The following is a 17,559-nucleotide window of genomic DNA, read 5'->3' as shown; positions in this document are numbered from 1 at the left end:
TGCAATTGACTGGTCAACGGCAATGCAAATGGGTGGTCACGTCCATGCAATTACGCAATTGATGCCGAACGTGGTTTTTTATGCCTCAGGCGCTACGTTCGGTTGGGGTTTCAGGAACAGATCCCGAATGGCCGGATCGACGATTCGGCGCAACGCATTGTCCAGTGCATCGAAGACATCGAGTTCCTGACGGGTCTTGGCCGGGAGTTCTTTCAAATAGCCTTCGGCGAACTTGAGATGTGCGGCGGTGAATCGTTCATCCGGATCGGTCAGTTCGTTGTAATGGAAATGCGCGACCCACAACGCTTTGTTTTGGCGTGTCTTGTCGAAAATGCCGTACTCCTGAAAGTAGTCTTTGCGCTGTTGGGTCTTGATACGACCGCGTGCGTCTTTGATGATTGATACCTGATCGTGCTCCATGAGCCATTTCAGGTAAGTTTCGCGGGGCCTGCGCTTGATGAGCATCGCGCGGTAGACGCTCACCCCTTCGCGCCGGGCTTTTGCGGCCCCCGTACGCAGTTCTGCATTCAGGCTCCCCACGGGGAAGTCGGCGGCTCTGCGAGCCAGTATTAGTGCAACGTCATCAGCCGATTGATCGAGTCGGGTCGCCTGCTGGTCGAGCAGGTCTTTCATGTCTGCCGGAACGCGGTAGGGGCGTTGCGCATCGGCGCGGATTCGTTCAATGAACGCATCGAGTTCGACACTCAGAGACAGCCCGTTGCCGATGATGTCTTGATCGTTCAGCGCCGCCGGTTGCACCGGGCGTCTGTTAGCCGTCTTGATAATGGGAACCTCATCGCTAGTCTGCGGTGTCTCGATAGACGGTTTTTTTTGCGCCTCGACGACTCGTGGCCGTGATTTGCTCACTTTGCCGATGGCGCGTGAAGTAGAGGGCACCGGTTCAAGTCTCGCCATCTGGGCCACCGGTATTTCTTCCGCTTCCGGAAGCAAAGTGAGCAGACGGCTGCGCGCCAGTTGATGGAATTCGGCAACCAACGTCTGAACGCGCTCAAAGCGGACGGGTTCCAGCTGATCGAGCAAGCTGGCAGACAACTCCTCCAGACGCCGCTCGGCTTCTGCCAGACGGTCTACCAGCACGGTGAGTTGCTCGACATCGAGTGTCTGGATGTGCGAAGGCTGTGCGGTACTGCGCCGCTCGACCAGGCTGTGGCCCGCGTCGGCCGCATTTTCAAAAATATCGACGACCGATTGACGTGCCTGACTCATCTCACTGTCCGACGCCTCATGCAGGCAAAGCTCCGTGGACATGCCAATTTCATTGGCCTTCAGGTCGTATTGGGACATTGCGGGCAGTAGCTTTCTCAGATCGCCAGCCACCTTGCGCGTGATACCGGTGTGGTTCATCAACCGGTCCAGTGAGGCGTGCATGCGGCCGAGACGGTCGATCAATTCATCGCTCACGGCGATGGCCTTTTGTGCCGCCTCCATTTGCGCGGCACGGGATCTCGTCGTTGAAGGTTCCGTCTGACTGAACTGGGGCGCGATGATTTTCACGTATTCACGCAACTTCATTCGCATCCAGCCGTTCAGGTAGCGATGTTGTTCAATGGTGAAACGCATTAGCTGAGACTGATAAAACACGCCAGCGCCACCCGCTTCACGCCACGTTTCGAGGGCTTCCAGCGCCTGGCCATATCCGTTCGCCACCTCATCGGACCTGGAGATGTAACTGGCTATCGTTTCGTCGGACATCGGGGCTGATTCGTCGCTGCTTTCCAAAGGGTTCAAGACTTCATCCACACTGGCCTTTCGAATGGCTTCCTGTTCGATGAACCGATGCAGTGCGGCCCACGCATCGTCCTTTTTTTTGATCTTTTCTCGCCGCATCGCTTCGATCCGGCGAGTTGGGCCGCCGCCGCGTAACCGAAGCTTGAGATCCCAGTGCCAGCTACCTGCCTTTTCGTCGTACTTCACGCAAAATCCTGGGTAGGCGGGATTATTCGGATCGAGAACGAGCACCGGTTCGTCCGCGTCGGCGCTGACCTGAAACCATCGCACACCCACCTGGGCGTACAGCTTTCCCTCGTGCTCATAAAGATGGTCGGCATTGGATAGTGTTCCATCTGGCAGGTGCGGAGCCGATACTTTCAGTTGATCGATCTTTTGTAAAAATTGGGCTTCTGCACTGCTACGGGTCGGCCCGGCGGGCGCCAGGGCGCACAGATGAGCCTCGGGCAGTTCAGCGCTTAGCGGGGTCGCGTCATGCGTAACCATCACAGCCTCAGCGGAGGAGGTAATGAGTTGAGGTTCGTCCATGGGCACGCGTTTCGGCGCAGAGACTTCATCAAGGGGACTTGATAGCTGAATTCGCCGTGTCGCGACGCGTTGCGAGAGAAGAATGCCCAGGGTCAGTAGCAGGTCGCCGATCGAGGACCATTCCACGAGTGTGTCGCCGCGTTCTCTGGCATCCAGAGCCTGCTGGATCTGACTGATGCTTTGCCAGACCCAGACCGCAGTACCCGCCGGGCCGCTGAGAAAGTTGGCCGCCACCGAGAAAGTCGCCCAGCCACTGTCCGCCAGCAGCGCCCAGCGACGCTCGCCATTGGAAGTCGATTGGCGGTCGGCGAGCTCGGCCATGGCTTGGCTATTTTGGGTATAGAGGGTCGTGAGAACGTCGCCGTTCAGAGGTGTGTGTGCCAGTTCAACCGAGGCGGTCAGGTCCAGGTGAATAAATGGCTCGAAGGCCAGTTCGGTAATGGTCCAGGGCGAGGGAATGCCGCTGGAAAACACATACTGGGCGTACTCGAAACTCAACGCGCGGGTAGGCAGCCAGGCCAGTATCGAGTCGCGCATTTCGCCCGACTGATAAAACGCGTACAGCATGTTTTGCTCGGAAGGAAACTGGTGCAGCGGTTGATCCAGCAAGGGTCGATAAAGCAGGCATGGGCCGCTCGAGCCTTTGCGCGGCTCGATGATGTACATGTTCGCGACGGTGTCGGGTGTGTTGCCAAGACGGTAGCGGGGCATGAACGCCAGCGGGCGGATTTGCACCGGCCACTCGGCGGAGGGGGAGTCGTTTTTGATCGACTCCATCAGTTGGCAGACCTGACGGTAACCCAGCTCATCGACTTCACCTTGGCGCTTGAGTTTGCACTCCAGCGCCAACATGGGCAGGAGTAACGGCAGCTGACGGCAGTAGCGGACCTTGTGACGGCGGGCCTGCACCGGGTCATCGATGAGTGTGCGTTTGATCAGCTGCGGATAGGTTTTGCCGAGGTTGATCGCGTTGGCGAGACGCAATAGGAACGTAACCGTCATCCACTCTGGCACGGCTGTGCCATCGGCATAGGCCACCGTCGCGCTATAGGGGCGGGTGTTTTGCAGGGCGAATTCGCCCAGGGTTTCGACGCTGACGTTGCGCGGGTCGGGCAGGGTGAAACCGCCGGCTTCGAAGCTATGGGTGACGGTGATCCGAACGTCATCAAGGCGCAGGCTCACGGCGTCTGTGTCAGTTTTGTCGGCGAGCATGGCGTCACGCATGCGCTGCTGGGCATAGGTTTGAATCAGCGGAATATCGTTGGCGTCAAAAGCGTCATTGCCGGTCTCGTCTCTGAGGTTTCCAAGCTCGGTCAAGTACCCGCCGTAGGCTTGGATATCGTCAAGTGAGCCCGTTGATAGCCACGAGGGAATTGAGCTTTCCAGCTGTTCGATACGCGCCTTTTCCCCGGTGCTGATCGTGCTGCTTTCGTCCTGTCGGGAGGTAAACCCGGCCAAGGGCGAGCGACTGGCTGGATCGAGAGCATCAATGGAGTCGATCTGACACCCCACCAATGCCCAAACCATGGCATCAAAAATATTGCCTTCAGGTTCGTAGAGTCGCCACTTCAGGCTCTGGCCGCTCAGATCGATGCCGATCCGTGCGGGAAGGCTGGTGCCCAGTTGCTCCATTGAGCTGAACGATTCGTAGCCGCCGGCGATGGTGTACATCGTGATCAGCTTACGGCTGCCCAAAGTGGCGGTCAGCACCAAGGCGCCGCCGATCATCAGATGCCGGGTAGCGTCCTCTGCCGATTCAACGGCGAGATCGAGATCGAGATCAAGTAAGCCGGCGCGCACGTTCGACAGCCCGTTGTCGGAAGCCGGGCGCAATAGCTTGTCGGGGTATTGCGAGACGAGTCGCCCGAGGCTGCACTCATCCGAGTCCCATCCAGTGACCGACTGAACATCGGGCGCCTCTTTCAGGGTGTCGGACAACACCTGCCAGCGCGGCAAGTTTTCGGTGATTTCATTCCAATAGTCCAGCTGGCTTTGTTCGAAGCCAATGAACAGCAACGGTGCGTACTCGTTTAACAAGGTAGTGATGGCGTCCATGCTGACCGGCAGATGGATGGGTTCGGCGGCATAAGGTGTGAAGGTCAGAAAGTGTTCACTTTCGATGTAGTTGGCTGTTGCTGGGGTAAAGGCCATACGCGCCAGTGCGTGCGTCAATGATTCGAAACGGCTGCTGCGGGTGACGATTTCCTCGCCCTGCTCATGCCATAACGGGGTCATCAACACGGCTTTGTCGGGATCGATCTGTTGCTCGGGAAAGCTTTTTAACAAGGCCTTGCGCAGTAAATGCGCAGCGGCGCCATGCAGGGTCGGACCACCGCTGGATTGCTCCACCAGACGGCTTTTGTTCAACAGCAGTGGGGCGGTGTTCGTTCGGGTTGTTTTGCTCATGACATCGTGACCGGTTGGGGATGGGCGTGACGGCAGACTGCCGTCTGCAATCGAAAGTACCCGCGCATCCACCGGGTCAGGTGGTAGATATATATGGGTTGAAAAGAAGCCCGCGCTCGACGGGCTTGTGAGTCAAATGATGGCTCAGGAGAAGAACAGCGCGGCTGCCTGCGAGCGGCTGATGGCGCTGCGGTGGATGGCAATCAGCTCGTGGTTGCTGTGGTTTTCGCGCCAATCGTAAGCACCGCCGAGACGTCGCTGATCGACAGTTTTCAGGTGCGCGGCGGTGAATGAAGGCAGAGGATCTGTGGGATTGGCGTAGTGAAAGTGCGCGTACCACAGAACCTTGTTGGTTTTCTTGTCGAGTATTTCGTACTCCTGCAAATAGTCTCTGCGCGGGCCTTTCAGCCGGCGTCGCTCGGCAGTCTTGGCAATGCGCAATTCACCCTTCTCGTGCAGCCATTCAACTCGCGCCGCCGTGGGGGCCTGTTGCTTGGTCATCGCGATGCGGTTGACGCGACCCATGGCGTAGAGAGCTGTCGCTTCGGTATCGAGCTGCTGACGCAACGTGGCGGTGGCCGTTTCAGTAGTGGAGCTATTACCCGCCGTGAGCGCCTGATCAATCCTGTCCATGACGTTACGTAGACGATTGGCATGCAGGTAATAGACCTCCTCGGTTTCCGTTGGATTGCGCTGCGCCCGATTGAGGTGTGCCTGCGTGCGCTGTTTAAACGCCGGTAATTGGTCCAGCAATGCCTTGCCATCGAGCATGCTTTTGGCCAGATCGGGCTTTGCTTTGGGTGACGGGGTGTTCTTTTCCGAGACGCGTTCCAGCCAGACGCCTGGCGTTTTCTCATGAAAAGTGGCAATCACCTTTCCCGTCAGCGGCGCCAGCACATCGACCAGATGGCTGTCTTTACCCTTTGCGCTTTGGCGTCGCTGACCCACGAGCGTGCCTTTGAAACGGGTCTTGATGATGATTTTTTTTGCCGTCGAGGCAGCAGGTTTCGATGGGCCGGCGACCGGCTCAAGGTGTCGTTGTTCGCGCAATAGATCCGATAAGTGTTGCGCAGTACGTTGGCCAAATTCCGCGACGCGTTTCTGCACTTTTTCGAGACGGTCGGGTACCTGATGCTCCGGAAACTCGGCGGCGAAATCGAGAAAACGCTGGTCGATGATTGCGAACTGTTCGACCAGGTTGTTCAGCGCGTCTGTCCGTTCACTGAGATTGTTCAGGCTTTCATTCGTGCTCAGATCCAAAGCGCTTTGAATGTTGAGTGCGGCATCTTCGACCAGGCTTTCCAGTGCGACTTGAGCTTCTTCCCGAGCGGCACCCGAGGCACCCTTGAGACAGAGTTTCTGCCCTAGCGTGATCTGCAGCATCTTCAGATCATCCAGCGAAAAAGGTGGAAGTCTGGCTTTGTATTGACGCGTGACCTCGGCGGCCTCTTTGCCCAACAGGCTGAGTTCTGCGAAACGGGTCTGCGCGAATTCGACTTTGTCGATCACCCCCTGTGTCAACTCGGTCATCGTTTCAAAAGGCTCGGAACGGCTGCTCGTGGATTCGCTGTTTGTTTCGTCGAGCAGTTCCATAGTGATACGCAGGCTATCGTGGAACGTGGTGTCGCATTCGCTCAGCCAGGACTGCATGAGGAACAGTTGCAGGGATATCCGGTCCAGCATCGCAGTCCGGTAATTGGGGACGGCTTCCAGAATGTTCAGTGCTTTCAGTTCTTGAATGTGGGTGGTGTATTCATCGATCTGCGTATCAAGCGTGTCGAGGAAGTGCTGGCGCGCACTGTCGGCCGTTTCAGGCGTCGCCTCCAGCATGGCACGACGGACTTCGACCAGCTGCAATCGCTTGGCGGTCAGGCCAGCGTCAAAGGCGGTGATGTCTTCTTTCTTTTTGCGCAGTTGCTCCTGATTCTGTTGTTGCAGTTGTTTGCGCCGGCTCCTCAGGCCGCCGCCGCGCAGTCGCAAGCGCAGGTCGACAAACCATTCGCCGCGCTGGTTACTGATCAGTAACGGTCCCTTGCGCGGCGGTTGCTGGCGAGAATCGATGATTTGCACATCGTCGTTATCGTTGAGTTCGACTTCGAACCAGCGCTCGGCTACTCGGGCGTACCATTTTTGACCGCTGGCAGTGAGGTGCCTGTAGGGGCCCTCGGTTGCCGGTTTGGCGTTTGTTTCTGGCTTCGTGATTTTCAGGCTGTCGAGCACGGTACCCAGGCCTGGTCGGGATCGATCCACTGCGCCAAGATCGTGCAACGACAGTTCATGGCTGCTCGGCAGCTCATGATCAGGGATGTCTGCCAACCGGGTCGCGCTGATACGGGCTATCTTCACTTCTTCCGTCGCCGCGGGCGCTTTTTCCGTGTCGATGGCCAACGACGCTCGTTGAGGTTTTTTACGAGTGGCCGCTCGGTGGGCGAGCACCATGCCCAGCGTCAAAAAGAGATCCGCCAGGGCCGCCCAGGCCAGAGGTTTTTGCTGCTGCTCAGCGGCATCTGCGATGTCCTGCAAGTCGTCCAGGATCTGCCAGATCCATGCGGCCGTGTTCACTCCACGACCCAGAAATGGCAGCGCCACACTGAACAGCGCCCATCCGCCACGCTTGAGAGAAGCCCATCGCGCCTCGGCATTGGACACCGATTGGCTGTTCGCTTGAGCGATCAGTGCCTCGGCATTGGCCTTGAACAAGGTCGACAGCACATCGTTTTCAATCACCCGATGACCGAGCGTCACTGGCCCTGGCAGGTTCAGTGACAGGGTGGAGTCGATCAGAAGTTGCGGCACCGTCCACACCGAAGGCAGCGCCCCTGGAAAAACGTATTGCGAGTAATTGAAACGTACGCTGTCGGGTAGCCACGCCAGTACGGACTGGCGCAGTGACCTTGAGTGTTTGATGGCATACAGCAAATTGGCCGTCGACGGGTATTGCAACAGCGCAGGTTCAAGCAACGGACGGTAAAGCAGGCACGGACCCTTATCTTGATCCTGTGGGCCGATCACAAACATGTTGACCACCTCGTCGGTCTTCCCGTTGGGGGAGTCGCCAGTGGCGAAGGCCAATGGACGAACCACGATCCGTTGGCCGTCGACCTGTTGTTCCACCTGCTCGCTTGCCAGCGCCGCGACGACGTAGCGGTAACCTTGCTCAGTCAGGCCTCCTTCGCCGCGGATTTTGTCTTGCAGGGCCAGCAACGGCAGCTCGAGCGGCAACTGCTGGGTGAAGAGCTGCTGCAAGCGGGAGGCCTGGGAGGTGTCGTCGATTAGCCTGTTTTGCAGCAAGGCCGGATAGGCTTCGCCGATGTCGACCGTTGTCGTCAGTTCTTCCAGGTAACCAATGGTCATCCATTCCGGCAGCACAGCGCCGTCCCGGTGGCGCACCGATTTATTTCCCAGTGCCAGGGCGCCCAGATTCTCAAGTGCAAGGTCGACAAGCGACAGCGTCTGAGTGTCTATCTGCCCCGGCGGCACGAAAGTGCCCCAGACTTCGACGCGGGTGACGGTGATCTCCACGTCTTTCAAATCGACATGTTCTGTCTGGGCAGGTGTCTGTTTTATTTGTTTCTCCAGCTCATCCCGAGTGAATTTTTTGATACCGGGCAGCTCGCTTTGAAAGGTTTTACCAGCGTTTTGCTGCTGCATGACCGCCAGGTCCAGCAGGTGTCGGCTGTAACGGTTTTGGTCGGCGGGGGTGGCGTCTTCAAGCCACTGCGGAAGTGAATGTTGCAGCCGCGAGAAATGAGGTGTTCGCTGCTCCGTCATGGCTTGCTGGTTGTCGGGTGCACCGCGTCGTGCCGTTATAATCGGATCGTCCGAGCGCTGGAAAAAATCGATTGAGCCTATTGCCTCGGCCTCTAGCGCAATCAGGGTGCAAGCCTGGTGGTCGAAAAAGTTGCCCTCGGGTTCGAACAATCGCCAGCTCAGACTGCTTGCAGCGTTTTTCACCAGTGATTGCAGCGTTTGTCCCAACTCCTCGAACGTATCGAAGCGTTGAAATCCTTCCGTCAGCGAGTGCATGAGAATCAATGTGCGCTTGCCGAGCGTGCCCACCAGTACAGCGGCGTCCAGAACGTTGAGATGCTTGTGTGCCGTGTCATCAAGGTCGATCAGGCAGACGCGGGTCTTGTACTTGTCGGTGGCCAGCCGCAGTGATTTATCGGGTTGCCCGAACACAGCGTGCGCCATGGCCCGTTGATCCTCATCCCAGCCGTTGTTAGCGCTGACGTTCCACAGCTGCTGCAAGGTGTGCGAAAGCTGATGCCAGCGCGGCTGGTCGGGCGCGGTGGTTTCGTTCCAGTAGTCGAGCTGCTGTTCCTGATAGGCGATGAACAGCAGCGGGGCGAGTTCGTTGAGCCGGGCTGCGATCGCTTCGATCTTTACTGGAAGCTGGGTGACCGGTTCGACGCCGGGTTGTTCGGTGAGGAAGTGTTCGCCATCGATGCAGGTCGCGGCGGTGCCGGACAGCGCGAGGCGAACCAGTGCATCGGTGAGGGATTCGAATCGGCAGGGACCAGCCTTGACCGTTTCTGCGTCGGTCAACCAGGTCGGTGTCGCAACCATGGCCCGCGCCGGGTCGATTTTCAGGTGCGGGTAAAGCGTAGCGAGCGCGGGACGCAAGGCATTCGCGGCGACTTCGGTGAGCGAAGGGCCTGTCACCAGTTGAGTCAGTACATCCACAGCACTTGGTGTTGAAGTTTCGGGCATGACCATTTCCTTGTCTGACGGCGGCGGCCGCTGTCGTGAGCAGCGCCGGATCAGGGCAGGATGGCGAACTCGACCGAACACTTGGCGGTAGATAAATATCGCAGGCAAAAAAAGACCCGCATCAGCGCGGGTCTTGGCTTTCGGCAGCGGGTCAGGTTCCGGACTTGATCTTGGTCCAGGCCCGGGTCCGCGCGCGTTCAGCATCGCGAGGCAAAGCTTGCAAGGTGTACAGCGTGCCCATTGCCGCTTCGGTCGGGTACAGGTTCGGGTTGTTGCGGATCGCCGGGTCGACCATTTCCGTGGCGTCCTTGTTCGGGTTCGGGTAGCCGACGAAGTCGCTGACCGGCGCGATCACCTGCGGCTGCAGCAAGTAGTTGATGAAGGTGTAGGCGTCTTCCGGATTCTTCGCGCCTTTGGGGATCGAGAGCATGTCGAACCAGATCGGCGCGCCTTCTTTCGGCAGGCGCATGTCGACGATCACGCCGTTCTTGGCTTCTTTGGCGCGGTTGGCGGCCTGGGAGAAGCTGCCGGAGTAACCGACGGCGACGCAGATGTCACCGTTGGCGATGTCGGCCATGTACTTCGAAGAATGGAAGTAGGTGACGTACGGACGAATCTTCATCAACAGCGCTTCAGCCTTTTCGTAGTCCGCAGGCTTCTTGCTGTTGGGGTCCAGGCCGAGGTGTTGCAGGGCCAGTGGCAGAATCTCCGAAGGCGAGTCGAGCAGGGCCACGCCGCACTGTTTGAGCTTGCTGATGTTCTCCTCCTTGAAGATCAGGTCCCAGCTGTCCACCGGTGCGTTGTCACCCAATGCAGCCTTGATCTTGTCGGGGTTGAAGCCGATAAGGATGGTCCCGTACATGTAAGGCACGGCAAATTTGTTGCCCGGATCGTTGGCTTCGATCAGCTTCATCAGCTTGGGATCAAGGTGGTTCCAGTTCGGCAATTTGCTGCGATCAAGCGGCTGGAACACGCCGGCCTCGATCTGCTTGGCGAGGAACACGTTGGACGGCACGACTACGTCATAGCCGGAATTGCCGGTCAACAACTTGGCCTCCAGCGCTTCGTTGGTGTCGAAGATGTCGTAGACCAGTTTGATCTGGGTGTTCTGGGCTTTGAAGTCTTCCAGCGCTTTGGGGGTGATGTAGTCAAACCAGTTGTAGACGCGCAACGTTCGCTCCTCCGCGTGAGCGGCACCACAGAGCACGGTGGTGCACAGCACTGTGGGGAAGAGCGCTGGCGCGATAAAACGCTTGAGTCTGTTCATTGTTCTAATTCCTCATTGGGCGCTTTCAAAACCTTCGAGAACGTTCACGGCATTGATGCCGATTTCTTCAACCGCGTAGCCGCCTTCCATCACGAACAGCGTCGGCTTGCCGAGGCCCGCGATGCGCGCGCCCATTGCCAGGTAATCCGGGCTGTCGAGCTTGAATTGGGAGATGGGATCGTCCTTGAACGTATCCACGCCCAGGGAGACGACGACGATATCGGCGCCGTATTTTTCGATCTCTTTGCAGGCGTGTTCCAGCGCGGCGCTCCAACTGTCCCAGCCGCTGCCAGCCGGCAAAGGGTAGTTGAAGTTGAAACCTTCGCCGGCCCCCTCGCCGAGCTCATCTTCATAACCGAGGAAGAAGGGGAACTCGGCTTCCGGATGACCGTGGATCGAGGTGAACAGCACGTCGCTGCGCTCATAGAAAATCGACTGAGTACCGTTGCCGTGGTGATAGTCGACGTCGAGGATCGCGACCTTCTTGTGGCCCTGGTCGAGGAAGGCTTGAGCGGCGATGGCGGCGTTGTTGAGGTAGCAATAACCGCCCATCAAATCGCTGGCGGCGTGGTGTCCCGGTGGACGGCATAAAGCGAAGGCACTGCGGGCGCCGCGTTGAATGACGGCTTGAGCGGTCAACGCAACTTGCGCCGCACTGTACGCCGCTTGCCAGGTGCCGGCGGTAATCGGTGCGCCGCCGTCGAAGCTGTAATAGCCGAGCTGGCCGTGCAGGCTGGTGGGCATGATTCGGCGCAGCGTACGAGCCGGCCAGGTGTAGGGCAACAAGTCGCCGTCGGTATTGAATTCGGTCCAGCGTGCCCAGGCGCCTTTGAAGAAGTCGAGGTAGTCGCGGCTGTGGATGCGCGCAATCGGCTCGAGGCCGAAATCCTGTGGTGCTTCGACCGGGCCGAGGTCGCGGTATTGCACGCGTTGCAGCACATGGTCGGCACGCGAGGGCATTTCGAAGCAGGGCATCAATTGCCCGTCCATCAATTCACAACGGCCGTGGTGCAGGTGGTGATCGTCCGAGTAGATCGTCAGCATTTCTTGTTCTCCGCAGGCTGATTCGGTTGAACACAGTCTTGCGGCAGGAGGTGTTTCGGAGAACGGCAGGAAAGGCCAAAAGGGGATCGATATGGCCAAAAGATCTGACCGAAATTCGCCCCTTATCGGCGCGACGGTGCCCCGGCGTAGGGCGTACCCAAGCCGATCATTCCCATGCAGAGTGAACGATCAGTCAGGGGCGGAACTGGCTCGGTGCCACGCCGCTCCAGCGCACAAACGCATGGCGGAAACTCGCGGTTTCGCTGAAACCCAAAGCCTCGGCGATTCGATAAATCGGCATTTGATCTTCACAGAGCATTAGTTTGGCCTGTTCGAAGCGCAATTCGTCGAGCAATTCCTGATAGCTGCAACCCAGATCCTTGAGGTGCCGGCGCAGGGTTCGCGCCGAACAATTCATCTGTTCAGCCAACCCTTCGAGGCCAGGCGCTGCATTCAATTGCGTACTGAGCAGTTGGCGAATCCGCCCCAGCCAGGCCTGGCGGCCAGTGAATTCGGTGTTCTGTTTGCGACAGCGTTCAGTCATGGCCTGATGGGTGATGACGTCGGCCAGTGGCAACGGTTGGTCGAGCCAGTGTTTATCGAAGGCGAAGGCGTTGTCCCGCGCATCGAAGTGCAGCGGGCAGTCGAAGTGCTCGGCGTAGGTCGCCTGATAGTCGGGCGCTGCGTGTTCGAAGCGTGCAGCCAGTAGCGGCAGCGTATGGCCGAGCAGATCGTCGCAGGTGACTTTCAACGACACCAGACAGAACTCGGCATTGAATACCGCCAGCGCCGGATTCTCCCGGTAATCAGCGGCGACAAACCAGATGCGCTCGCCGTCATCTTCAAGGCTCAGTTCGAAAAGTGTTCCTAACAGCGCCGGATAGCGCATCGCCAGATGTAAAGCGTCACCGAAGGTGGCACTGGTGAGCAGCGCATAACCGAGCATACCGTAGGACGAAACGTGCATCCGCCGGCCAAGTTCCAGGCCGATATCGCGTTTGAGGGCGACGGCATTGGCGCAGACCTGCATCTCTTGGTTCGTAGTGATGCGTGTGTCCGCTCGGCTCAGGTCTGCCGCGCTGATGCCGCTTCCCACGAGCAGCGCTTCACTGGACAGGCCTTCGGCCTTGAAGGCGTTGAGCACCAGAGAGACGGCGTTGAGGGTGGTGAGGTGGGAGTGGAGCATGGGGGGTTCCAGCCTTGAGATGCTGGAAAAGGAGCAAGTTGTGTGCCGCGTCCAAGTCATCTGTAGGAGCGAGCGGTGCGGCGATCCGACTTGCCCGCGAAGCTTTTGGCGTTATCGAAAACGCCTTCGCGGGCAAGCCTCGCTCCTACAGGCACCGTGTGGTGTCAGATAAGTTCGCCGCACAGGTCCAGTTCTACAAGGCGCCGCGCTTCAGCGGTGTCGAGCCCGGCACCGAGCAACCCATGCAACTTGCCGAAAGCCGCTTCACGGGTCATGCCGCCGCCCGAAAGCACGCCTGCACCGCGCAATCGGCTACCGGCCTCGTAAACATCCAGCTCAACGCCGCCTTCATGGCACTGCGTAACCGCCACAACCACAACCCCCTTGTCCCGTGCCCGTTCCAGGCTGGCGAGAAACTCGGGGTTATCGCTCGGTCCGGTGCCGCTGCCATAGCACTCCAGCACCAGTCCCTGAATGCCGCTGTCGAGCAGTCCATCAAGAATTTCAGCGCTTATGCCGGGAAACAATGGCAATACTGCGACGTTCGCCAGTTGCTTCGGCTGGTTGTAATTCAGTTGCGCGGGAATTGAGGACGCTTTCACACCGCCGCCCTGACGCTCCAGTCGCTTGAACGGATGACGACCGAAACTGCGAACCTTCGCGCAACGAGTCGGGTCCAGCAGCTCGCCGTGGAAGTACAGATGAACGCCCGGCGCAAGGCCTTGCCCCAGAGCAACCAGCGCGCCACTGAGGTTCTCCCAGGCATCGCTGTCGGCTACGCCGGCTGGCAGCATGGAACCGGTGAACACCACGCGGGCATGCAGGCCGAGCAACTGAAAGCTCATGGCGGCGGCGCTGTAGGCGAGGGTGTCGGTGCCGTGCAGGATCAGCACGCTGTCGCAGCCCTGGACATCAACGGCGTCGACCACCGCTTCACGCAGTTGCTGCCAGTAAGCCGGACTCATGTTGGCGCTGTCGATCAGCGGCGACATCTCGCGAAAGCGCCACTGCGGCACGACAAGGTCAGGCTGGCTGTGCAGATACTCGCGCATCCGCGCTTCGAAACCGGACGCCGGGGCCAGACCGTGAGCGCTGGCTTGCATACCGATGGTGCCACCGGTGTAGAGCACCATGACGTGCTGGGCGGCAGGATAGGTCGAGGAATTCATGGGGGGTCTCCGAGAACGATGACAGCATGCGGTCGAGCATGACGCTGACCGCACGTTGTGTCACGTCGGGCGCAGGGGATGCGCCCGGGTTTTTACCGATCAGCGTTGCGCTGCGGGTACGCCTTGCGGCTCAGCTTCAGCCTTAGGGGCAACGGCTGGTGGATTGGCTGGCCAGGCTTTCAAGTCCAGGTCCAGATCCGGGAATTTGCTCGAATCGAACACGGGCGTCTTGATGCCGGCTGCGCGCTGATCATCGTAGTCACGCAGGATGCGCATGCCGACTTTGAACAGCAGGAACAGCGCGATCAGGTTCACGAACGCCAGCAGGGTCATGGTGATGTCGGCGAACGCGAACACCGTGCCCAGGTTCTCGATCGCACCCCAGTAGATCAACACCAATACCAATGCGCGGTAGCCGATCAGCGCCTTGCGGTTTTCACCGATCAGGAAGCGCAGGTTGTTCTCGCCCAGGTAGTAGTTGTAGAGAATCGAGGTGAACACGAACAACGACAGGGCCACGGAAATGAAACTCCGGCCCCAGTCACCGACGACGGCGGCCAGCGAGTTCTGGGTCAGGGCAATGCCGTCGCCTTCGAAGCCTGGTGTGTAGAAGCCCGAGAGCAGGATCAGCAACGCGGTGCAGGTGCAGATCACAAAGGTGTCGAGGAACACGCTGAACGCCTGAACCACGCCTTGCGAAACCGGGTGCTCGACCGAGGCCACAGCGGCCACGTTTGGCGCACTGCCCAGGCCTGCTTCGTTGGCGAACACGCCGCGCTTCACGCCCATGACGATGGCACTGCCGATCAGGCCGCCGAAGGCCTGGTCGAGACCAAAGGCGCTTTTGACGATGGTCATCAACATGCCCGGAACGTGGTCGAATTGCAGCACGATCACGTAGAGGGTCACGCCGATGTACACCAGGGTTTTCACCGGCACCAACAGGTCAGCGACCTTGGCGATCCGCTTGATGCCACCGATGAACACCAGACCCAGCAACACCGCCAGGGCCAGGCCCGTGTAAGTGGGGTCGAGGTCGAAAGCGTTTTTCAGCGAGTGGGTCACGGCGTGGGATTGCAGACCGTTGAAGGCGAAGCCGAAGGTGATCAGCAGCAGGAAGGCCATGATCATGCCCAGCCAGCGTTTCTGCAGGCCGTGCTGGATGTAATAGGACGGACCGCCACGGTACGTGCCGTCGGAATCGCAGCGCTTGTAGAGCTGGCCGAGGGAACATTCGAAGAAGCTGCTGGACATGCCGACCAACGCAGTCACCCACATCCAGAACACCGCGCCCGGACCACCCAGGGTCACGGCGATACCGACACCGGCGATGTTACCCGCACCGACACGGCCGGCGAGGCTGAGCATCAAGGCCTGGAACGAACTGAGTTGACCGGCGCTGCTTTTGAGGCTGTCGCGGAACACCGCGAACATGTGGAAGAAGTGGCGCAATTGTACGAAACGCGAGCGGATCGTGAAGTAGCTACCGAGCCCGACAATGAGCACGATCAGTACTTTCCCTGAGAGGAAGTCGTTAATGACTTCGAGCATGGATTATTCCTCGCTGTTTTTTGTGTAGGCAAATGCTGGGCAGGTAGAAACATCGCGTTACACCGACGTGCGCGTGGCACAACAGTGAGGCGAGTGTTCGTCCCGGGCCCATATCGCAGGTTTGTTATTAGTTCGGGTTTCGCATGGGTTTGGGCCTCGTTACCGACGACCGCTCACGCGAAGAGGGGCGGCACTATACCTATGAGCGTGCCATCCGTCTGCACGGTTGTGGTGCAAGCGACGAAACGAAGCCTTTGAAACACCTGACTTTTTTGAAGTCAGGCTCGTGTGGGAGGGCGAGAGCCCCATTTCCACAGAAGTCTTTTTCCTGCCAATGAGTTAAAAAAAAGGGCTTGGGGAATAAATCCCCAAGCCCTCAAAAGGTGAGAGGTGTCTAGTCCCTCGACCTGGTGAGCGTGGCGCTTCGTGCTCTTCGTTAAAAGAGCAAGCGCCGGCGTTGCGTTTGGTTAAGCCTTCAGAGGCACCAGACGCGGAGCAATCATGTTTTCCGGGCGCAGAATGTCGGCGAGCATTTCGTCGTCGAGCAAGCCTTCTTCACGCACCAGTTCCAGCACGCCGCGGCCGCTTTCCAGCGCGATACGGGCGATGCGAGTGGCGTTTTCGTAGCCGATGTACGGGTTCAGCGCGGTGACCAGGCCAATCGAGTGTTCGACCAGTTCGCGGCAACGCTCTTCGTTGGCGGTGATGCCGACGATGCAGTGCTCGCGCAGCATGTCCATGGCGCGTTGCAGCAAGCGGATCGAGTCGAAGATCTTGAACGCGATCAGCGGCTCCATCACGTTCAGCTGCAATTGGCCGCCTTCGGCCGCGATGGTCAGCGCCAAGTCGTTGCCGATGATCTGGAACGCCACCTGATTGACCGCTTCCGGGATAACCGGGTTGACCTTGCCGGGCATGATCGAGCTGCCTGGCTGACGCGCCGGCAGGTTGATTTCGTTGATGCCGGTGCGTGGGCCGCTGGACAGCAGGCGCAGGTCGTTGCAGATTTTCGACAGCTTGACCGCGGTGCGCTTGAGCATGCCGGAGAACAGCACGAAGGCGCCCATGTCGGAGGTGGCTTCGATCAGGTCGGCGGCTGGAACCAGCGGTTGACCGCTGATCAGTGCCAGACGCTGAACGGCCAGGAGTTGGTAGCGTGGGTCGGCGTTGATGCCGGTGCCAATCGCGGTGCCGCCCAGGTTCACTTCGGTCAGCAGCTCAGGAGCCAGTGTCTTCAGACGCGCCAGGTCTTCGCCCAGCGTGGTAGCGAAAGCGCGGAATTCTTGACCCAGGGTCATCGGCACAGCGTCTTGCAGCTGGGTACGACCCATCTTCAATACGTGGCTGAACTCTACACCTTTGGCCGCGAACGACTGGATCAGGCTGTCGAGACTGGCCAGCAACGCATCGTGACCCAGCAGCAGACCCAGACGGATCGCGGTCGGGTAGGCGTCGTTGGTCGACTGCGCCATGTTCACGTCGTTGTTCGGGTGCAGGTATTGGTATTCGCCTTTCTGATGACCCATGGCCTCCAGTGCGATGTTGGCGATGACTTCGTTGGCATTCATGTTGGTTGAAGTGCCAGCGCCGCCTTGAATCATGTCCACCACGAACTCTTCGTGGAAATCGCCGCGGATCAAACGTGCACAGGCTTCGCTGATGGCAGCGTGCTTGGCTTCGCTCAGGTGACCCAGCTCGCGGTTGGCGTCAGCGGCGGCCTGTTTGACCATCGCCAGACCGACAACCAGCTTCGGGTAATGCGAAATCGGAACGCCGGAGAGACGGAAGTTGTTCACCGCTCGCAGGGTCTGGATGCCGTAGTACGCTTGAGCAGGTACTTCGAGTACGCCAAGCAGGTCTTTTTCTGTGCGGAAAGATGCAGCGGAAGACATGATAGAAATCATCTCGATAGGGACCCGGTCTGTGCCGGAACACCGCAAATGCTA

The 17,559-nt window shown here is 58.9% G+C and carries 8 protein-coding genes; all 8 read right to left on the bottom strand.

The features are described 5' to 3' along the window. Nucleotides 1-78: 78 nt before the first annotated feature. Complete coding sequence (locus QK293_RS06670) at nucleotides 79-4,449, bottom strand: DUF6543 domain-containing protein (RefSeq protein ID WP_282376350.1); 4,371 nt, start codon at nucleotides 4,447-4,449, stop codon at nucleotides 79-81. 378 nt (nucleotides 4,450-4,827) lie between these two features. Further along, entirely contained in the window at nucleotides 4,828-9,396 is a 4,569-nt protein-coding gene (locus QK293_RS06665) for a DUF6543 domain-containing protein (protein ID WP_282376349.1), read from the bottom strand. Nucleotides 9,397-9,547: 151 nt separating this feature from the next. After that, nucleotides 9,548-10,663 carry a polyamine ABC transporter substrate-binding protein gene (locus QK293_RS06660; RefSeq protein ID WP_282376348.1) on the bottom strand — a complete coding sequence of 372 codons (1,116 nt, stop codon included), beginning with the start codon at nucleotides 10,661-10,663 and terminating at the stop codon, nucleotides 9,548-9,550. Nucleotides 10,664-10,675: 12 nt separating this feature from the next. Continuing rightward, a complete protein-coding gene (locus QK293_RS06655; RefSeq protein ID WP_282376347.1) occupies nucleotides 10,676-11,707 on the bottom strand; it encodes a histone deacetylase family protein in 1,032 nt (343 codons plus the stop codon). A gap of 193 nt (nucleotides 11,708-11,900) precedes the next feature. After that, complete coding sequence (locus QK293_RS06650) at nucleotides 11,901-12,893, bottom strand: AraC family transcriptional regulator (protein WP_282376346.1); 993 nt, start codon at nucleotides 12,891-12,893, stop codon at nucleotides 11,901-11,903. A 164-nt stretch (nucleotides 12,894-13,057) separates the two neighbouring features. After that, the gene (locus QK293_RS06645) at nucleotides 13,058-14,062 is read right to left on the bottom strand and encodes an asparaginase (RefSeq protein ID WP_282376345.1); all 1,005 of its coding nucleotides are present in this window, start codon (nucleotides 14,060-14,062) and stop codon (nucleotides 13,058-13,060) included. Nucleotides 14,063-14,161: 99 nt separating this feature from the next. Beyond that, nucleotides 14,162-15,613: an alanine/glycine:cation symporter family protein gene (locus QK293_RS06640; protein ID WP_282376344.1), complete on the bottom strand. Its 1,452-nt coding sequence runs from the start codon at nucleotides 15,611-15,613 to the stop codon at nucleotides 14,162-14,164. Between the two features lie 467 nt (nucleotides 15,614-16,080). Further along, entirely contained in the window at nucleotides 16,081-17,505 is a 1,425-nt protein-coding gene (gene aspA / locus QK293_RS06635) for an aspartate ammonia-lyase (protein ID WP_282376343.1), read from the bottom strand. Nucleotides 17,506-17,559: the final 54 nt, after the last annotated feature.

It is taken from the genome of Pseudomonas sp. AL03, from assembly GCF_029960815.1.
Taxonomy (GTDB): Bacteria; Pseudomonadota; Gammaproteobacteria; order Pseudomonadales; family Pseudomonadaceae; genus Aquipseudomonas.
This window is presented reverse-complemented; position numbering and strand designations above follow the sequence as displayed.

Coding starts and splice junctions, on each gene's coding strand:
- QK293_RS06645 (WP_282376345.1), bottom strand. CDS start 14,062: ATGAATTCCTCGACCTATCCTGCCGCCCAGCACGTCATGGTGCTCTAC.
- QK293_RS06640 (WP_282376344.1), bottom strand. CDS start 15,613: ATGCTCGAAGTCATTAACGACTTCCTCTCAGGGAAAGTACTGATCGTG.
- QK293_RS06655 (WP_282376347.1), bottom strand. CDS start 11,707: ATGCTGACGATCTACTCGGACGATCACCACCTGCACCACGGCCGTTGT.
- QK293_RS06665 (WP_282376349.1), bottom strand. CDS start 9,396: ATGCCCGAAACTTCAACACCAAGTGCTGTGGATGTACTGACTCAACTG.
- QK293_RS06660 (WP_282376348.1), bottom strand. CDS start 10,663: ATGAACAGACTCAAGCGTTTTATCGCGCCAGCGCTCTTCCCCACAGTG.
- QK293_RS06650 (WP_282376346.1), bottom strand. CDS start 12,893: ATGCTCCACTCCCACCTCACCACCCTCAACGCCGTCTCTCTGGTGCTC.
- aspA (WP_282376343.1), bottom strand. CDS start 17,505: ATGTCTTCCGCTGCATCTTTCCGCACAGAAAAAGACCTGCTTGGCGTA.